Below are 18,546 nucleotides of genomic sequence, written 5' to 3'. Positions count from 1 at the left end.
TTAGCATGAGTAGTTTTACAGGCAAAGCCGAAACGGATGATAACCACCTACTGAAGTAGGTGGTTTAGGGCTGAAAATAAAAAAACGCCGCATAATGCGACGTTTTTTCTAAACAAATGAGAGGCTTATGCAGCGTCTTCTTGCTCGCTATCTTCTTCAACAGCTTCAAGCTTCTTTGCTTTTTTTGGTGCAGGTTTACGTTTTGCACCCAGAGCGTAAAGCACTTCTTCTTTGTTTTGCGCAAGGAACATTGCAAGATCTTCTTGCTTACCTTCGTCTTCTAGAAGTTCACTTTTACCCAGCAGTGAGAATAACTCGTCTGCCATATCCAGCATTTTGTCGTATGCGTCAGCTTCCGCTTTAGAGGTAAAAGTCATTTTCTCTTCTCCATTGCGTTCTACCACGTACTTGACGATTACAGCCATGGTTGGTCCCCTAATTTGGTGTATTGATACTGGCTTTTTATACAGTTTTTGACCAATCAAGTCTAGCGACAAGCCTCAGAATGAGAGACACGTACAACTAACTGACTAGCATTTAAACTATCTTGGTTTCACTTTGCGGATTTGTCCGCCAAAGGAAGGTTTGTTGGTCGCTCCCAATCTTGGCAAAATTCGATAAACGTTTTGAGCAATGGGCTTTGATATTTCTCTTTATGAACCAGTAACCAGAAGCGACGTTTCATATCTAAAGGCATGTCGAGCAGTTTTACGCGGCCGTCACGAATAGCAGGTTCTGCAGACAAACGTGATAAGCAACCTAAGCCTAACCCTGCCGATACTGAGTTGATCAGCGCTTCGGTGGTATTGAGCTGAAAAGCTTCATGCCAATGTTCCAAGCGCGGCGCGACAACGCGCATAAAAAATTCGCGTGAACCAGATCCTGCCTCTCGCAATATCCATTCACTGTTTTCTAGCTCGGTTAAGTTTACTGGCCCTTCGTGCGCGGCTGGGTAATCGGGCGCGCAAATCACGCACATTTCATCTTCGCTAAACTGGGTAGACTGCAATTCAGGGTGAAGTGTTTTGCCCTCAATGAGGGCTATGTCTAACTCGTAATCGGTCAGCATGTCGCAGATTTGTGCGGAGTTAGAAATGAACAGGCTTTGAGAACGATGGTTCGTTTGCTGACGAAATTCGCTAAGCAAATAGGGCGCGACTTGGTTGCCAATGGTGTCGCTGGCACCAATGCGAAGTTGGCCCGATAGCGCTTGGTCACCATCGAAAATGCTCTCGATGTCTTTGGCTCGGTTGAGTAACTCATCCGCCAGTGGTAGCAGTTTTTGACCTTCTTGGTTCAAAATCAGTCGGTTATTAACACGATCAAACAAGTGATGGCCGATCTGTTTTTCTAATTCTGAGAGTGCCATGCTCACTGCGGCTTTCGATAAAAAGAGACTATCAGAAGCTGCTGTGAGCGTTTTGTGCTGCGTGATCGTCGTAAACACTTTCAGTTGTTTAAGAGAAATGTGACTTGCCATACCCCACCGTTAAGTAATTCTGAACGTTTGTTTTAAATAATTAGATATATCGGAACGAAGTGCAAGCGTATTATACGTCCCATCAAGAGTGAGTCTGGTTGAGGTCATTATGATTCAAAGAACAAAAGCAAAAGTAATGGGAGCACCAACTCCAATGGCGGGTTTGGCTCTTGGTATTGCAAGCTTGGGCTGGAGTTGGGAGAACTTCGCCGAATTACATGGCTACGGACAGTGGATTAGTGCGGGTATCGCGAGCATATTATTGGCTATATTGGCAACCAAGTTTTTGCTACATAATCATCTATTGAGACAAGATCTTGCTCATCCGGTTGTGGGCAGCGTGGTTCCGACATTTGCGATGGGAACCATGGTGGTTTCAAATTCTCTCGGCCATTTTTACCCATTAGCTGGCGATGCGCTTTGGCTGATTGCGGTGGTTTTGCACATCGTGTTCTTGGTGAGCTTTGTTTACCATCGCGCCAAAGATTTTGAATTGCACCACATGGTTCCTAGTTGGTTTGTACCGCCTGTGGGTATTATCGTTGCGGATGTGTCTTTCTCTGGCAACCCGATGTTAGCACCAGTGGCACAAGGTGCATTGATGTTTGGTATGGTGGCGTACGCGATCATGTTGCCGATGATGATTTACCGTTTCATGTTCACCCATGAAATTCCGGATGCAGCGAAACCAACAATGGCAATCATGGCAGCGCCAGCAAGTCTATCATTGGCAGGGTACTTAACGGTCACTGCGACACCATCACCAGTGATCATCGCTATGCTATTTGGTATCGCGGTATTGATGACAGCCATCATTTACCTCGCATTCTTTAAATTGCTTAGACTGCCATTTAGCCCAGGCTATGCGGCGTTCACTTTCCCGATGGTGATCGGTGCGACGGCGCTGTTTAAAATGGCGAATTGGATGGAGTTGCAAGGATTGGCTGCGCACTATGTTCAACAAGTGCGAGGCTTAGCTGGTCTTGAGTTGATTGTGGCAACATTTGTTGTCTCTTATGTGGCTTTACAATACATCAACAACTTATTGATTCAGCCACGCTTGATGCACGCTCATCACGCTTAAATAGCAGATAGGAAAAAGCCTCTTGGTCTTACAACCAAGAGGCTTTTTTATTTCAATCGGCGTCGATGTTGGACACTAGCCTTTTTTGTAAAATCGCGACATCTCATCCAGAGAATGACGAATGATATCGACAGGAACTTTCTGTTCTTTCTCGACTTTTAACTGGCGATTCAGTTGCTGAGAGTGCCCGCCAGGGTTTACCACAAGCATCAGTTCTTTGCCGACCAATGCATAGTTGTAGTAGCTGCCTGCAATATACCAATCGCGAGAGGCAGAGCTATCAAACAAGTTATGACCAACGCTGTATGAACTCGTTGTGCCTTGAACGTCAAACAGCGTATTCATCATGGTTGGCACGACGTCAAAATGGGTCGTGCGGTAATCAACTTGCTCTGGCTGACGATTTGGCATGTACACGTAAAGAGGCACATGTACTTGAACGTCACTGTAGTTACCCGTGTGGCCCCAATAGTTCATCTTATGGTCATTAAACTCTTCACCATGATCTGATGAAATCACCACAATGGTATTGTCTAAGTCGACGTTTTTCAGCACATCACCAATCAAGCTATCGATGTAGTACAACGAGTTTTTGTATCGATTATGGTAAAGCGAAGCGTCAAAATCGTTGTTGAGCAAAATGTGGTCAACGCGTTCCCAGTATGGTTTGAATTTCGCAAATTCAGGTTCGGGAAATACTGTGCCGTGGGCGGCATCGTAGAACAGAAAACCAAAGTACGGCTTGTCGCTATCCTGCTTTTGGAACTCGATGAACTTGTCTGTTATCTGCTGATCGCGCTCGACAGCTGTTTCCCCAGTTTGTTTCAGGGTCAAGTCCGACACTTTTTTGAATACCGTGCGAGAAAGTGGCGGGCTGGTGAGCGGTGCCGAGCCAAAAATGCCCATGCGGTAGCCTTCTGCTTGCAGCGTATCCATAAAAACAGGAGAGCGTTGACTTGCGTAAAAGCTTTCCCAGTAGGTTGCTGGCAAGCTGTAAAACAGGCTGAAAATACCCGCTTGAGTTGAGTTGCCGCCGCTCATATGTTGTGTGAAATTTACCGTTTTTTCGGCGAACTTGCTGACATTTGGCATGATTTCCGGCGTCGCATCACTGTAGCGCCACGCGTCAACCAAGATAAACAAAACATTGGGCTGTTTCTCTTTGCTTTGCACTTGAATCGGCGCAAGCGGGTAGTTGAGTGAGCTACGTTCAATGTTGGTTAACTCTACGCGGTTCTTCGATGCAATGTTCTCATCCACTAGGTCGTGTTTGTAAATAAATTTACGAGCCGTCAGCGGGTAGTAAAGTGGCCAGTTATTCGAAAACTGACTGACTTCATCGTCGTAAAGTGCGTTTTTGTACGCATGAATCATCTGCGTGCTAAGCAATACAGCAAACCAAACGCTGATCAAAACGAACTTAGCTCGGCTTTGTGCCAGTTTATTACTTACCCAAACGGTACAGGCGAGCCCGATCACCAGAACGGCAACTTCACTGACGAAGATAAGCCAACTCATCCAAGAAATATCGAAGACATCACCGCCACCTTCGAAAAACATACGGATTAATAGGGCGTTGATGTGAAGTTTGTATTGCTGAAAAACGAGGATATCGACTTTAAACATGATCAATAGACAGATCGCGATAGCGATCACGATACCTTTGAATGCTCGAGTCGGTAGAAAAGAGAGCAATAAACTCAACAACATAAATGGAAGAGCGATCAAGCCCAGCCAGCCATATTGAGTCGAAACCAAATAGTAACCTTGCAACAAGGTTAGCGGTTCATTCTGATTGTTAGACAACACAAAAGGATAACAAGCGATCGACAGGTACACTGCAAAGCAAGCAAAAAAAGCAATCAGCCAAGCGCTGTTGGAAGACAGTTTGCGAAACATACTTTTTGTTTGTTTATAAATTATGGGTAGAGGGAGTATAAAACAGTGTTTTTTATTATGGAACAGTTGCGACGAATGTCACATTTTGTATGGAAGTGTCAGACTTGATTGACATGTGAAAATTCAGAAGATTCATACTCTATTTGAGTGATATATAACCTTTTGTTTTTTCCGAACGCGAGATCACTGCGGGTTTAAATGGGGCTGTGCTAAGCTAGCTAACAGTTTCAATCGGCGCTCGGTATTCCCAATTTGTTTACTGTTTATCACTCCAACCAAGTTGACGTTCTTAAATCACTCCTTGTCGAACTGATTCGAATCAGTCCGCTGGAAAACCCGTTCGAAAAAGAACAAATTCTGGTTCAAAGTCCGGGCATGTCCCAGTGGCTAAAAATGGAATTGGCCAAAGAGTTTGGTGTTGCCGCGAACATTGATTTTCCGCTCCCTGCTACTTTCATTTGGGAAATGTTTACGCAGGTGTTGCCAGACGTGCCAAAACGCAGTGCGTTTAACAAAGAAGCGATGACTTGGAAGTTGATGCATCTGCTGCCGGGGCTTCTCAACCAAGAGGTGTTTTCGCCGTTAGCGCAGTACCTCAAAGATGACAGTGACCACTCTAAGCTGTATCAGCTGGCTGAGAAAATTGCCGATATTTTCGATGGTTACTTGGTGTATCGTCCGGAATGGATCGCAAGTTGGGAAGCTGGGCAGAGTGTGCCAGAGCTGGAAGATGAGCATCCGTGGCAGCCGATCTTATGGCAAGCGTTGTATGATCACACTGTGTCGTTAGGGCAGTCTCCATATCACCGTGCCAATCTTTATGAGCACTTTATCGACACATTAGCGAGTTTTAACGGCAATTTTGACCATTTACCCAAGCGTTTGTTTGTTTTTGGTATTTCTTCGTTGCCGCCTCGCTATATGGATGCGCTAAAAGCAATTGGTGAACACATCGACGTGCATCTGATGTTCACCAACCCGTGTCGTTATTACTGGGGTGAAGTTCGAGATCGCAAATATCTGGCTCGTTTGGCGGCGAAACATCGTCAGCACGTTGTGTGGCAGGACGATCACTCGGAAGTGCAAGGTGAAACTGAGCAACTGAAAGGATCACTGGAAGATAATGTGATCGATGAGCTGCACACCGATGTGGTCGGAAACAGTCTGTTGGCATCCATGGGTAAACTCGGGCGCGACAATATGTATCTGTTGTCTCAGCTGGAATCTCATGAAATTGAAGCCTTTGTTGATGTTGAGCGCGACAGTCTGCTCCATCAATTGCAAGCGGATATTCTCAATCTTGAAGAACATCAAGATGACCAACAGATTGAAAACAGTCATCACAAACAAGTGGTTAGCTTGGGTGATAAATCACTGAGCCTACACGCTTGTCACAGCCCGATGCGTGAAGTGGAAGTGCTGCATGATCAACTATTGGCGATGTTCGACGCTGACCCAACGTTAAAACCGCGCGATATTATCGTGATGGTCGCGGACATCAACGCTTACAGCCCTGCGATTCAGGCGGTCTTTGGTAACGCACCGGGTGAGCGTTTTATTCCCTATTCGATTTCTGACCGAACCGCCGATCAAGAGAGCCCAATTCTGGCCGCATTTATGCAGTTGGTGAACTTACCCAATACGCGCTGTTTGGCATCAGAACTACTCGAACTTCTGGAAACTCCAGCGATATTAAAGCGTTTTGAACTCAGCGAAGATGATTTCTTACAAGCCAAACAATGGGTTGAAGAATCGGGAATTCGCTGGGGGTTGGATGCCAATACCGGACGCGAATTTGAACTGCCGGAAACTCGTCAAAACACATGGCAATTTGGTATTCAACGAATGTTGCTTGGCTACGCGATGCCAGAATCCGCTGGTTTGTTTGAAACCGAGCAAGGCAGTTTGTCTCCGTACAACGAAGTGCAAGGCATGGGCGCAGAGCTGGCGGGCAAGTTGGCACACTTTATCCAACAAATTAGCACTTATCGAAGCAAACTTTCTCATGTTCAAACTATCGATGGTTGGCGAGAGACTTTGGTTTCACTGCTGGATGACTTCTTCTCTGTTGAGTTAGAAGGCGAAATGGCGCTCAAATCCATTCGCGATACGCTCAGCCAACTCAAAGAGCAATTAGCTGATGCCGCATTTGATGATGCGTTATCGCCGTCGATCATCAGCCAATACCTTCAAAACAAATTATCTGGCACACGAGTCAGCCAGCGCTTCCTTGCTGGTCAAGTGAACTTTTGTACTCTGATGCCGATGCGCTCTATTCCGTTTAGAACCGTTTGTCTACTGGGGATGAATGACGGCGTGTACCCACGCTCCATGCCGCCAGAAGGCTTTGACTTGATGACGGGAAGAACCAAGCTGGGCGACCGTTCGCGCCGAGATGATGACCGTTACCTATTCCTCGAAGCGATGTTGTCTGCACAGCAAACGCTCTACATCAGTTATGTTGGCCGTTCAATCCAAGACAACACCGAGCGAGTGCCTTCGGTTCTGGTTTCTGAGCTGATGGAATACTGTCACCAAAACTATTGTTTAAGTGGTGATGAAGCGTTGCCCGTTGATGAGTCTGGCGACAACTTATTAAATGCGTTGGTGAATACCCACGCCATGGTGCCGTTTAGCCCAAGGGCGTTCCAAGGCATGCACGCCAGCTACGCGAAAGAGTGGATTCCGGCGGCATTGACTCAAAGTAGTCAATCGCAAGGCTATGTTCGTCGTGATTTTAATCGGGCATTAGACGACTATCTGTTAGGAGCGACGTTCCCACTTGAGCTCGACTTAGTAGAGTTGCAACGTTTCTGGCGTTTACCAGTGCAGTATTTTTTCAATCGTCGTTTAAAAGTAATCTTTGAACCGCCACTACCGGTGATGGAAGACGACGAACCCTTTGTTTTAGGTGGTTTGGAAAGCTATCAAATGCGTGATGAGCTGTTAGAAACCTTGCTTGAAACGACATTGATGCAGCCAGAGAAAAAAACAGAGGTGCTTAAACACTTTATGAGTCAACAGCGCGCGCAAGGCAAACTGCCGGTGGGGGCGTTTGGTGATATCGAGTTTGAAACCAACCGAGTTCAGGCGGAAGAGCTGGTGGATAAACTGGCGTTTTTATCTGGTGCGCCTCAAGACGATTTGGAAATCGACCTGACGTTTGATTCCTTGTTTGAGCGAAATGAAGGCGAAGAGAAAAACGTTCGCCTAACAGGTTGGCTAACTCAATGCTACCAATCCGGTTTGATTCGCTATCGAAGCGGTAAGATTCGCTCGCAGGATTACCTTGCTGCGTGGATCGATCACCTTGCCATGTCGGCGTCGGGTCATGCTAAGAAAACCCACATCATTGGTTACGATCGTAAAGAAGGCGCGCTGCATTTGATCTACCCAGAAATTGCCGATGCTCAGTATGCCAAACAGCTACTGACTGAATTAGTTCGCTTACTCTTCGAAGGCATGACTAAGCCTTTGCCTTATTTCCCGAAAACGGCGTTGGCTTGTGTTGAAGCGGGCTTTAGTCGCGGTCAGTGGGTAGATGACGAAGAGAAATCTTTGAAGAAAATGGCTGACGCATTCAATGATGGCTTCATGAGCCCGGGCGAAGGCAATAATGCGTACATCTCTCGAATTTGGCCTGCTTGGAATGATGAGTTGGCCTCAGAAGTTCGTTTGCTGACAGCATTAGTTTTGCAAGGTGCGCGCTTAGCGGTTCAAGACGCTGATGACGTAAAAGCGTAATAAAGACAGTTGGATAAAGAGAAGGAAGAGTAGGGTGGCCGCCAGAAAATCATTATTTTTTGTAGGGCGTTCGCTGTACGGCCACAAGGTCAGAGGGACCATGATACTTTTGTTTAATTCATTTGAGTTGTGCCGCCAAAAGGTTTGGCTTATCTCGTGGGGCGCATACTAACGGTACGTCTTATGGATAACCGTGAGAAAGATCTCACAAAGCTCTAAATTATCCAACTTGTTAAACATATTAATAGAATTTTTAACTATAGATCACATTTATTAGGTGATACGTCCTAGTAAATAATCCGGAGAGATTCAGCGTTATGGATCAAATGTCAGGTGCAGAGTGTCCTCTACATACATTAGACCGCACAGAGCAACCTCAACCAACGCCACTAGAACCGATGACGTTTCCTCTGCATGGTGCGAGGTTAATCGAGGCATCAGCAGGTACAGGTAAAACCTTCACTATTGCAGGTTTATATCTGCGCCTTTTGCTTGGTCACGGCAGCGCGGAAACTCGACATCGCGTACCGCTTACGGTCGACCAAATTCTGGTCGTAACCTTTACCGAAGCGGCAACTGCGGAATTACGCGATCGTATCAGGGCAAGAATCCATGATGCGCGAATCGCGTTTGCGCGTGGACAGAGTTCCGATCCGGTGATCCAACCTTTGCTTAATGAGTTTGACGATCACAAGCAAGCCGCAGAAATTTTATTGCAGGCAGAGCGTCAGATGGACGAGGCGGCAGTCTACACCATTCACGGTTTTTGCCAACGTATGCTAACGCAAAATGCGTTTGAATCTGGCAGCCGATTTAATAACGAGTTTGTGACCGATGAAAGTCACCTAAAAGCGCAAGTTGTAGCCGATTACTGGCGCCGCAATTTCTACCCGTTGCCATTTACTTTGGCTGGAGAAATTCGCCAGCTATGGGGCTCTCCATCTGCGTTGTTGTCTGACATCAGCAATTACTTAACTGGTGCGCCGTTAAGCCTTTCTGTTCCGGCAATGAAAGGCAGTTTGGCTGATCTTCATACTGAAAATCTGAAAAAAATTGATGAATTAAAAGCACAGTGGCGAGAAAGCCAAGATGACTTCTTCACGCTGATTTCAGATTCAGATATTAACAAACGTAGCTATACCAAAAAGTCTCTGCCGACGTGGTTGGAGGCGGTAAACGCTTGGGCGGCAACGGAAACTACAGGTTACGATTATCCAGACAAGCTGGAGAAATTCGCGCAAAACGTCTTGTTGGAAAAAACACCGAAAGGCAGTGCGCCGCAGCATGCGGTATTTGAAGCCATTGAAACATTTCTTGCCAATCCAATCAGCTTAAAAGCGCCACTGCTTGCTCATGCGATTGAACATTGTCGTGTGATGCTGGCCAACGCGAAAAATCAAAAACAGTGGCTCTCTTTCGATGATTTGCTGACGCAACTTTCTGCTTCTATCGATACGGACGAAAGCGAGCTTTTAGCGGCGCGTATTCGTACTTTGTACCCTGTCGCAATGATTGACGAGTTCCAAGATACCGACCCGCTTCAATACAGTATTTTCAGCCGTATTTATCTGAACAACCCGGAATGTGGTTTGTTTATGATCGGTGACCCCAAGCAGGCGATTTATGGCTTTCGTGGCGCAGACATTTTCACCTATATCAAAGCGCGTAACCAAGTAAGTGCCCACTACACGTTAGGAACCAACTGGCGTTCTAGCGCAGATATGGTGCAGGCGGTAAACCAAGTATTTGCTTTGCCAGACAGCCCATTTATCTATGATTCGGACATCCCGTTCTCACCCGTTAAGTACAGTCCCAATGCCGAAAAACGCATTTGGACTATGGGTGGTCAAAAGCAACCCGCGCTGACTTATTGGTTGCAAGAAGCGGACGATAAGCCGCTACCAAAAGGCGAGTATCTGACTCGAATGGCAGAGGCGACCGCAAGCCAAATCCAAGCTATTTTGACGCAGGCTCAACAGGGGCAAGCGTGTCTGGTGAATGGCGAAAAACAGAAAGCGGTTCAAGCGGGCGATATCGCGGTGTTGGTTCGAACAGGTAGTGAAGGTCGAATGATCAAACAAGCGTTGGCAGACCAAGGCATTGCCAGCGTGTACCTGTCTAACCGAGACAGTGTGTTTACCAGTTCGGTGGCGCAGGATCTACAGCGTCTGCTGCAAGCGGTGCTGGCTCCAGAAAATGACCGTGCACTGCGTGCAAGTCTTGCCTCTGAGCTGTTTGCCCTCGATGCAGCAAGTTTGGATGCGCTTAATAACGATGAAGTGGTGTGGGAAAACGCTGTTAACGAATTCAAAGAATATCGCAAACTTTGGGTTCAACGTGGTGTGCTGCCGATGTTGCGCGCTGTGATCAGCAAACGCCATATTGCCGAGCGATTACTAGAAGAAGGCGCGAGTTCACAGGGTGAGAATGGTGAGCGAGTACTTACCGATTTAATGCACATTGGTGAACTGCTTCAACAAGCCAGTAATGAACTGGATAGCGACCACGGTCTGCTGCGTTGGCTCGCTCAGTCTATCAGTGATGCGGAAAACGGTTTGGGTGGCAGTGATGACCAAATCCAACGTTTAGAATCGGAACGTAACTTAGTGCAGATCGTAACTATTCACAAATCAAAAGGCTTGGAGTATGACCTTGTATTTCTGCCGTTTGTGTTCAGCTATCGAGAAGCCAGCGAAGCAAAATATTACGATGCAGCCAATGACCGCACGGTACTGGATATCACTGGCAACGATGCGTCCATGAAGCAAGCGGACAAAGAGCGTTTGGCGGAAGACTTACGCTTGATATACGTGGCACTAACGCGTGCTGTGTATGCGTGTTTTATTGGAGCCTCGCCTTTGCGCAATGGTCGTTCGACCAAAGAGCCAACTGGCGTACACCGCAGTGCGATTGGCTATTTGATTCAGAATGGTCAAGAAGGTGGCATCAACGATTTGCACCAAGGTTTAACAAAGCAACAAGACGAGCTTGATTGTGTCGTCGTGGCCGATCCGCCGCAGAAACTCGAAGAGAAGTACGTAGCGCCACAAGAAGAAGTACACGATCTTAGTGCGAAAGAACTGCAAAACCCTATCGACAGAAACTGGCGCATCACCAGTTACTCTGGCTTGGTCAAGCAAGGCTCTCATCACGCCGAGCATGATGCCACGATTGAGATTACGGGTTTTGATATCGACTCATCTGAAGAGCAAGACGAAGCGGATTTGGTGGAGCCAGAGCGCTCTATTTTTACCTTCCCTCGTGGTGCGCGTCCGGGTACGTTCCTGCACAGCTTGTTTGAGGAAGTTGAATTTACTCAGCCAGCCACTACGGAAGAGAATACACAAATCATCCTTGGCTTGATGGAAAGCGAACAGCTCGATGAAGAGTGGCTACCTATTTTACAGCAATTGATTGATACCGTACTCGCAACGCCGTTGGATGGTAAGTCTTTGCTGCTGAATCAAAAAGCACCGTCGCAACGTTTGGTGGAGATGGAATTTTTGTTGCCGATTGAAGTTTTGTCTGCACCGGCGTTAAACCGAGTCATTCAACGTCACGATCCGTTGTCGGCGAAAGCGGGGGATTTAGGTTTCCAAACCGTGCAAGGCATGCTCAAAGGTTTTATCGACTTGGTGTTTGAACATCAAGGTAAATACTACGTGCTTGACTGGAAATCGAATCATCTTGGCGACGATGTGACGCACTATCATGGTGAGGCTCTGAAATCGGCGATGGCAGATCACCGCTACGATTTGCAGTACCAGATTTATGCGTTAGCCCTGCATCGTTTCCTACGCAGCCGATTGGCCAATTATGATTATGAACAGCACTTTGGTGGCGTGTATTACTTGTTCTTGCGCGGCATGGATGGGCAGAGTGACCACGGCATTTTTGCCGCGAAACCAACTTTCAAGTTCTTACAAGAGATGGATCGTTTGATTGATGGTCAAGTACTTGAAACGCGCTCAACTCAAGCCGGGCAGATGGAGCTACTTTAATGACGACAAATCACAATCTTCATTCTGACCAAGATAGCCTATTGGTAGTGTTGGAACGCTTGGCGCACAAAGGTGCTATTCGTCAGCTCGACTACCAATTCGCCTGTTTTATTGATTCTCAAACGCATGATGAACAGTCGGACAGCCAAGCACTGGCGTTTATCGCGGGTGTTGTCAGTAGTGAGCTTGGCAAAGGACATATCTGTCTGCCTCTGTTCGATGCACAAGGGCAATCTACGGATTTAGCCAGTAAGCTAGGGCTGTTTGGTGAGTCGGCATTGGTGCTCAACACACAGTTGCAAGGCATAGACTGGATTCAAGTATTAAAAAATTCCACCGTGGTCGGCGCGCAAGGAGAAGCCTTGCCGCTGATGTTCGATGGCGAGCGTCTGTATCTGCACCGCTATTGGCATTATGAAGTGACACTGGCGGAAAAGCTCAATCAGTTGGGCGCCGCAGTTAACTTGCAACCACAAGAGTTTGCGCGATTATCCGAGTTGCTCAACCATTTGTTTGCACGCCAATACCATTTTCTGTTTAACGCGTTAGGCAAAGCAGTAGAAGCGGGAAGCAGCAACCAAGTGTTGCGTCAGCAATTGGTGTGTGACCACCTTGATGTGGTCGCAAGCGAATCGTTGGATTGGTACGCCATTGATTCCGTGCTTAGCAATGCGCGCAAAGTTCAAGATTTGCAAACACTGGATGAACTCGTACCACTCTCAGCTTGTGTGAACTGGCAAAAAGTCGCGGCGGCGGTTGCGTTAACTCGTCGATTTGCTGTGATTTCTGGTGGCCCAGGTACGGGTAAAACGACGACAGTAACCAAATTGCTTGCTGCTTTGATTGAACAGGCGACGCACGAGAAAAATCTAACCATCAAGCTGGTGGCCCCGACGGGGAAAGCGGCGGCGCGATTAACCGAGTCCATTGGTAAAGCAGTGCAAGAACTGCCAGTTTCTCCGGAGCTAAAAGCCAAAATTCCGACTGAATCGAGCACCTTGCATCGATTGCTTGGCGCGATTCCTAATAGCGCAGAATTTCGTCACAACAAGCAAAATCCACTGCATTTGGATATTTTAGTTATCGACGAAGCGTCGATGGTCGATTTACCGCTGATGTACAAAGTGGTCGATGCCTTACCGAAACATGCGCGGCTGATTTTGTTAGGTGATAAAGACCAACTTGCCTCAGTTGAAGCAGGGGCAGTGTTGGGTGATATCTGTTCGTTCCATGCATTGGGTTATGGCAAAGAGCAGGCGTCAGCCATCGCAAAACTGACGGGGTTCGATACTTTAGCCCATACGGGTAACAGTGCATCTAGCATTGCTGATAGTTTATGTATGCTGCAAAAGAGCTACCGATTTGATGCTCGCTCAGGCATTGGTCAGTTGGCAAAAGCGGTTAACTCAGGTTCTGCTGCGAGCGTAGATAACGTCTGGGCGCGTGACTTTTCCGATATCGAACATTTCGCACTAAGTAGTCAACATTACAACCAAATGATGCAGACGTTGGTGCAGGAATACGGTCGTTACCTCAAACGCATTGGACAACAGGAAATCGATCCTAAAACCGGAGAGCCAGAGTCGCTAACGCACAAAGCCAAAGTGGTGTTAGATACCTTCAACCAATGCCGACTGCTGTGCGCGATCCGTGAAGGTGACTTTGGTGTTGCTGGGCTAAACCAACGCATCGAGAAAGCGCTCGCGGCGCGCAAGTTCATTCAAGTTCAGGATGAAATTTGGTATCACGGCAGACCCGTCATGGTTACGCGTAATGATCACGGTTTAGGTTTGTATAACGGTGATATTGGTATTTGCATGCGAGATGACACTGAAGAAGAACCGCGTTTGAAAGTCTTTTTTGAGTTACCTGACGGCAGTGTGAAATCGGTCTTACCGAGCCGAGTACCTGAACATGAAACGGCTTACGCCATGACCATCCATAAATCGCAAGGCAGTGAATTTGATTACACCCTGATGATTTTGCCACCAGACTTTAGCCCGATATTAACCCGTGAGTTGATTTACACAGGCATTACCCGCGCGAAAAAGCGTTTAGCTCTTTACGCCGAACTTAATGTTCTGAAGCGAGGCATTAAGGTGAAAACCACTCGTGCGAGTGGGTTAGTACAGCGGCTTACCAACTGATTATGGACTTAGTTTACAGTCAGTTTTACCTTTGTTACATGTCAAACTTGGTGATGAGTTGTGTTTTAACAATTCTCTTTCTGAAAGAAAAGTCATTTCAATTGATGTTTTTGAATCTGAAACGTTAACATTATACGCAGTTATGGGCATAAGGATCTGAATGAAATGAATACAACTTACTTTAACAGCGTTAATAGGTATAGCTACATATATAGTGTTAAGCCTGGTGATACTCTTACGAGAATTATATGGAAGTTTTATCATTTTAAGTTTGGAACAGATGGCTATAATTTTGCTCTTGCTCAAATAAAAAAAGACAACCCTAAAATTTCAGACCCTAATTCGATTAAATCTGGTCAATCTATTTACTTGAGAAAGTTGAACGTTTCAAATACCAAGCAATCTGAGTTTTCTTCTAAAATTGCCATTTCAGATCATGATCAAGCGCAATTTGAATCAACGATGAAATCTATGTCGCAAAACGAAAAGGAAGCATTTTGGGCTCTTTCTTGGCTTGATGATAATTGGGGGCCTGCGAGCGCAGGTATCGGTGCTACTTTTGCGTCCATGGGGGCTTTATTAGGAGATAGTGAAAAAGGAAATGTTGCAGAGCTAAAAAAGCTTGATGGTTTATATAGAGATTATAAATCAGGAACGTTTTCGAAAGGGCAGTATGATTATCGCAGGAAAAAACTATTAGAGAATGTAGCAAAAAATCTTGGACCAACTGAGAAGCTTCTCTTTAATGGTAAGAAAGCTCGAGAGGCTATGAGGATATCTAGAAACGGCGGGGTTATGACTACTGCGGCGCTTAAGAAGAATACAGATAGGTTAGCAAAGTTATCAAAAGTAGCAGCTAAAGGCGGCACTGTATTAACTGCAGTTAATATTGGTATTGCCTGCGATCAGATAGCTAGAGCAGACTCTAACGCAAAGAAAAACGAAATATTGGTGGAAACTGCAGCAAGTACAGTAGTTGGTTTAGCTGGCGGGGCCGTTATATCTCTGGTAGTTATGGCTACTCCAGTTGGTTGGATAGGCGCTATCGCTTTAGGGGTTGTCTCTGCCAGTGCTAGTTATGCGTCTGGTAAAGTTGTTGCTGATAAATACAAAGAGTTATATAGCAATATAGACTTAGTTGGTAAGACCAAGGTCGGTGAAGTTTGCAGTTATTAGAAGTTTCTTTTATTACATTTTTTGTTGCAGGTGCTTTGTTAGTTTTTTGGTACCTGATAGTAGGTATTTTGCTTATTGTTATCACGCCGCAAAAAGTAAAGCACTATGCATATACTAGTGAGCACTATACAGATATTGAGCTTGCTTTAGTTTCTGGATTTCATTTTGGGGCCTTAATACATGGATTAGCTCTTGTTGCCGCAGTTGCATTTCCTAAGTTGGCCAAAAAAAGAAAGCTAACAGATATTCGTAGAGTTTGCCCAAAGTGGTTCATAAGTATTGGGCTAGTGTACTGGACTATTTTAATCTTTATCGTAGTCACTATTTTTGCATCTTTGTTAGCTATGATTTTGTTTTGAATTGATTACGTACGTAAAAGAAGACCGAGCTTATGGCTCGGTCTTCTTTTATGCATGTTTTGCAAACGCGTTGGTAAAAGACACGCTGCGTATTTTGTATTGCTGTTGATAAGCAAGAATAAAATCTCGGATAGCGTCATTTACGGGGAAAACACAGTGGACGTCTAGGCCTTCTAAAAACTGATTGTCAGCCATATCCCAGAAGCTTTGAAGCGAATTACAAATGATTGTTCTCATAACAGTGCTCGTCTCGGCTTATTTAAAGTCAGATTAACAACTGTCCTTGGTGTGCAATACGGAGCTAACTAGTTTTTCAATTGCCCAGTATTTTAGGGTGAAGGCTACATTACATCACCTAGATCCATTCGTATTGGTTAAAAACCAATCACTAGCGAGCAGAGTATAGCCAACCAAATGTATATTTAAAAGATAAAATTGGAACGAAAATCAAGCAATGGTTTGCGTATTTCTAAGTTGGTGTTTATATGATGACCCGCTAGTCCGGAGTAGGGTTTATGTGTGGCCTTACTCCTAAACAAACTCGTTCCTAAACAAGCTCGATGTGCAGGGTTGAGCGTTAATGAACTGAATCCTGCCCTTTGAGGTTAGTTGGTATAGTGGAACGTTAAGTTTCGCTCCCTGATTTAAGGTTAAGCTATAAATCTAACGCTAAGATTTTGGACTTACGCTGGAAGTTATATAACCCTTGTTTGGCTCCAGGCAAATAGTCGACACTGACTTCGTAAAAACCTTGCTCTCTGAACCAATGCAAACTGTGTGTCGTGAGGACAAAAATCTGATCAATGGTTTCGGATTTAGAACGATGTTTCATGTAGTTGAGCAGTAACAAACCTCGGTTGCCATCACGATAGTCAGGGTGAATCGCTACGCAAGCCATCTCAGCTTTGCGCTCTTCTGGGTATGGATAAAGGGCGGCACAGCCAATAATCAAGCCGTCTTTTTCGATGATGGTAAATTTTCCAATCTCTTGCTCTAGCTGCTCTCGAGAGCGCCTAACGAGTACACCTTGTTCTTCTAAAGGACGAATGAGGTCTAAGATACCGCCAATATCGTCAATATTAGCTTGCCTCACTTGTTCAGCACTCGCCATAACAACTTGGGTTCCGATGCCGTCGAAAGAGAACAACTCCTGAATTAAGGCGCCATCTACTTTATAACTGATCAAGTGGCTACGAGGTACTCCGGCACGGCAAGCGGCAATAGAGCCTTTAAGAAAGCGCAGTGTCCCAGTGTTGTAACCTAGGTCAGGAGACGTATTTTCAGAAAGCGTTTTGATGACATGCTCCGCCTCAATTGGTAGTAACTCGGCGACAGCATTGCCGTTGTCATCAATGACACCTTGTTCTGAACAGAAACCAATCAGTTTGTCTGCGCCTAATTTGATCGCCAGTTGTGTCGCGACTTCTTCAGAAAGTAAGTTAAAACACTCGCCAGTCACGGAGCTCGCAATGGGGCCAAGTAGCACAATAGAGCCTTGGTCTAGCGTGCGATTAATCGCGTCGGTGTCAATGCGGCGAATACGTCCACTATGGCAATAGTCCACACCATCATCAACGCCGAGTGGTTGAGCAATGATGTAGTTTCCGCTAACGACATTGAGCTGGGTACCTGCCATCGGAGTATTGTTGAGGCTCATTGATAGGCGCGCAGTAATCGCAAGTTGAAGTTGTCCGGCAGCTTGCATAACAACAGATAAAGCCGATTCATCCGTAATGCGGATATTTTTGTGGTAAGGCGTAGTGAGGTCTTGTTTTTCTAGCAGCTGATTAATTTGAGGACGTGCACCATACACCACCACGACTTTGATTCCGAGGCTGTGCATGAGGGCGATATCATTAATAATGTTGCCAAAATTTTTGTGTGCGACGGCTTCTCCGCCCAGCATGATCACCATGGTTTTTCCGCGGTGAGCATTGACATAAGGTGTTGATTGACGGAATCCTTTTACGAGAGCAGTACTACGAATTTTCACTACAGCCATTCCTTTGTTTAATTATGTTAAAATAATGCCTTTTTATTCACTCGGTGGCAAGGTGAAATTTTGGAATAAAGCACAAACATATTGAGGTAGGTTCTTGGTCCCGTTAAGAGGGAAGGTTACAATGTTGGCGTCTTTCCTCAATACGTGAACCTCATGTCTTCTGCTGTTAATAAGAATGCTGCGATCACTGCTTCAAATCTGTCAAAAACGTCATCTAAATCAATGCTTCGTAAGTGGCTAGAGCGTTCTCTCATGCTTATAGCGATAGTTGGAACCGTTGTCGTGTGCATGCTGTATAGTGATTTGATTACTCGAACCATTAATCCGCCCATTCCCAAATCGACAATTTATGGTCGCTGGGTTGAGCAAGATGTTGCGCCTTATGCTCGTGAAGAATTTGTGTTGAGTGAGCGCGGTGTTACCGTAAATGGTTCTACAGTGGCGACCAGTTTTGAATTCGATGGGGATTCGTTTTCGTATCGAGTTGGTTCAAATGAGCGGCACTTCAATTTTGTGGGTAAGCAGCATGCAGAAATGAAGCTGGATGCCAATGCACATTATCTACCTGTATTCCGTTTAGAGGGGCGTGCAAGGATTGCGGTAAGATAGTCGTTTTTATCTTTGTCTGTTAAGCAGAGATCTCTTGCGTCTGTG

Annotated in this window: 12 protein-coding genes; 7 read left to right on the top strand and 5 right to left on the bottom strand. The window is 45.8% G+C overall.

All coding sequences use genetic code 11. The features are described 5' to 3' along the window. Window positions 1-125: 125 nt before the first annotated feature. Both R7P69_RS19525 and R7P69_RS19520 read right to left on the bottom strand, forming a co-directional pair. Complete coding sequence (locus R7P69_RS19525; RefSeq protein WP_005380208.1) at window positions 126-425, bottom strand: YebG family protein; 300 nt, start codon at window positions 423-425, stop codon at window positions 126-128. Window positions 426-553: 128 nt separating this feature from the next. Then, the gene (locus tag R7P69_RS19520) at window positions 554-1,480 is read right to left on the bottom strand and encodes a LysR substrate-binding domain-containing protein (protein WP_025768221.1); all 927 of its coding nucleotides are present in this window, start codon (window positions 1,478-1,480) and stop codon (window positions 554-556) included. A 109-nt stretch (window positions 1,481-1,589) separates the two neighbouring features. On the opposite strand from R7P69_RS19520, the gene R7P69_RS19515 reads away from it, so the two are divergent. Next, window positions 1,590-2,564, top strand: a complete 975-nt coding sequence (locus tag R7P69_RS19515) for a TDT family transporter (RefSeq protein WP_017636010.1) — start codon at window positions 1,590-1,592, stop codon at window positions 2,562-2,564. 75 nt (window positions 2,565-2,639) lie between these two features. Here the strand turns inward: R7P69_RS19515 and R7P69_RS19510 are convergent, their stop codons facing one another. Further along, complete coding sequence (locus R7P69_RS19510; protein WP_238952092.1) at window positions 2,640-4,463, bottom strand: DUF3413 domain-containing protein; 1,824 nt, start codon at window positions 4,461-4,463, stop codon at window positions 2,640-2,642. Between the two features lie 252 nt (window positions 4,464-4,715). On the opposite strand from R7P69_RS19510, the gene recC reads away from it, so the two are divergent. The 5 genes from recC to R7P69_RS19485 all read left to right on the top strand — a co-directional run bounded on the left by recC (window position 4,716) and on the right by R7P69_RS19485 (window position 15,890). After that, window positions 4,716-8,207, top strand: coding sequence for an exodeoxyribonuclease V subunit gamma (gene recC, locus R7P69_RS19505; RefSeq protein ID WP_318121652.1), 3,492 nt, complete (start codon window positions 4,716-4,718; stop codon window positions 8,205-8,207). A 326-nt stretch (window positions 8,208-8,533) separates the two neighbouring features. Next, a complete protein-coding gene (gene recB / locus R7P69_RS19500) occupies window positions 8,534-12,208 on the top strand; it encodes an exodeoxyribonuclease V subunit beta (RefSeq protein ID WP_238952361.1) in 3,675 nt (1,224 codons plus the stop codon). Next, on the top strand, window positions 12,208-14,355 hold the full coding sequence (gene recD, locus R7P69_RS19495) for an exodeoxyribonuclease V subunit alpha (protein WP_238952091.1): 2,148 nt from the start codon (window positions 12,208-12,210) through the stop codon (window positions 14,353-14,355). Before recB ends, recD begins: the two co-directional genes overlap by 1 nt. Before the next feature lie 165 nt (window positions 14,356-14,520). Further along, on the top strand, window positions 14,521-15,531 hold the full coding sequence (locus R7P69_RS19490; RefSeq protein WP_054574840.1) for a LysM peptidoglycan-binding domain-containing protein: 1,011 nt from the start codon (window positions 14,521-14,523) through the stop codon (window positions 15,529-15,531). Beyond that, entirely contained in the window at window positions 15,519-15,890 is a 372-nt protein-coding gene (locus R7P69_RS19485) for a hypothetical protein (protein WP_031780957.1), read from the top strand. The genes R7P69_RS19490 and R7P69_RS19485 overlap by 13 nt, the downstream gene beginning before the upstream one ends. A 48-nt stretch (window positions 15,891-15,938) precedes the next feature. On the opposite strand, the gene R7P69_RS19480 is transcribed toward R7P69_RS19485, so the two are convergent. Both R7P69_RS19480 and argA read right to left on the bottom strand, forming a co-directional pair. After that, window positions 15,939-16,127: a hypothetical protein gene (locus tag R7P69_RS19480; RefSeq protein WP_005380230.1), complete on the bottom strand. Its 189-nt coding sequence runs from the start codon at window positions 16,125-16,127 to the stop codon at window positions 15,939-15,941. Between the two features lie 418 nt (window positions 16,128-16,545). Next, window positions 16,546-17,883: an amino-acid N-acetyltransferase gene (gene argA / locus R7P69_RS19475; RefSeq protein WP_005380232.1), complete on the bottom strand. Its 1,338-nt coding sequence runs from the start codon at window positions 17,881-17,883 to the stop codon at window positions 16,546-16,548. 162 nt (window positions 17,884-18,045) lie between these two features. On the opposite strand from argA, the gene R7P69_RS19470 reads away from it, so the two are divergent. Continuing rightward, complete coding sequence (locus R7P69_RS19470; protein ID WP_005380234.1) at window positions 18,046-18,501, top strand: DUF2850 domain-containing protein; 456 nt, start codon at window positions 18,046-18,048, stop codon at window positions 18,499-18,501. Window positions 18,502-18,546: the final 45 nt, after the last annotated feature.

The organism is Vibrio sp. 661, from assembly GCF_033339315.1.
GTDB classification, from domain to species: Bacteria; Pseudomonadota; Gammaproteobacteria; order Enterobacterales; family Vibrionaceae; genus Vibrio; species Vibrio alginolyticus.
The sequence above is the reverse complement of the archived record's forward strand: the minus strand, read 5'-3'. Positions and strand labels throughout refer to the sequence as shown.

What these genes read in the sequence shown, in the direction of transcription:
- R7P69_RS19525 (WP_005380208.1), bottom strand. Translation starts at nt 425, where the DNA reads ATGGCTGTAATCGTCAAGTACGTGGTAGAACGCAATGGAGAAGAGAAA.
- R7P69_RS19520 (WP_025768221.1), bottom strand. Translation starts at nt 1,480, where the DNA reads ATGGCAAGTCACATTTCTCTTAAACAACTGAAAGTGTTTACGACGATC.
- R7P69_RS19515 (WP_017636010.1), top strand. Translation starts at nt 1,590, where the DNA reads ATGATTCAAAGAACAAAAGCAAAAGTAATGGGAGCACCAACTCCAATG.
- R7P69_RS19510 (WP_238952092.1), bottom strand. Translation starts at nt 4,463, where the DNA reads ATGTTTCGCAAACTGTCTTCCAACAGCGCTTGGCTGATTGCTTTTTTT.
- recB (WP_238952361.1), top strand. Translation starts at nt 8,534, where the DNA reads ATGTCAGGTGCAGAGTGTCCTCTACATACATTAGACCGCACAGAGCAA.
- recD (WP_238952091.1), top strand. Translation starts at nt 12,208, where the DNA reads ATGACGACAAATCACAATCTTCATTCTGACCAAGATAGCCTATTGGTA.
- R7P69_RS19490 (WP_054574840.1), top strand. Translation starts at nt 14,521, where the DNA reads ATGAATACAACTTACTTTAACAGCGTTAATAGGTATAGCTACATATAT.
- R7P69_RS19480 (WP_005380230.1), bottom strand. Translation starts at nt 16,127, where the DNA reads ATGAGAACAATCATTTGTAATTCGCTTCAAAGCTTCTGGGATATGGCT.
- R7P69_RS19470 (WP_005380234.1), top strand. Translation starts at nt 18,046, where the DNA reads ATGTCTTCTGCTGTTAATAAGAATGCTGCGATCACTGCTTCAAATCTG.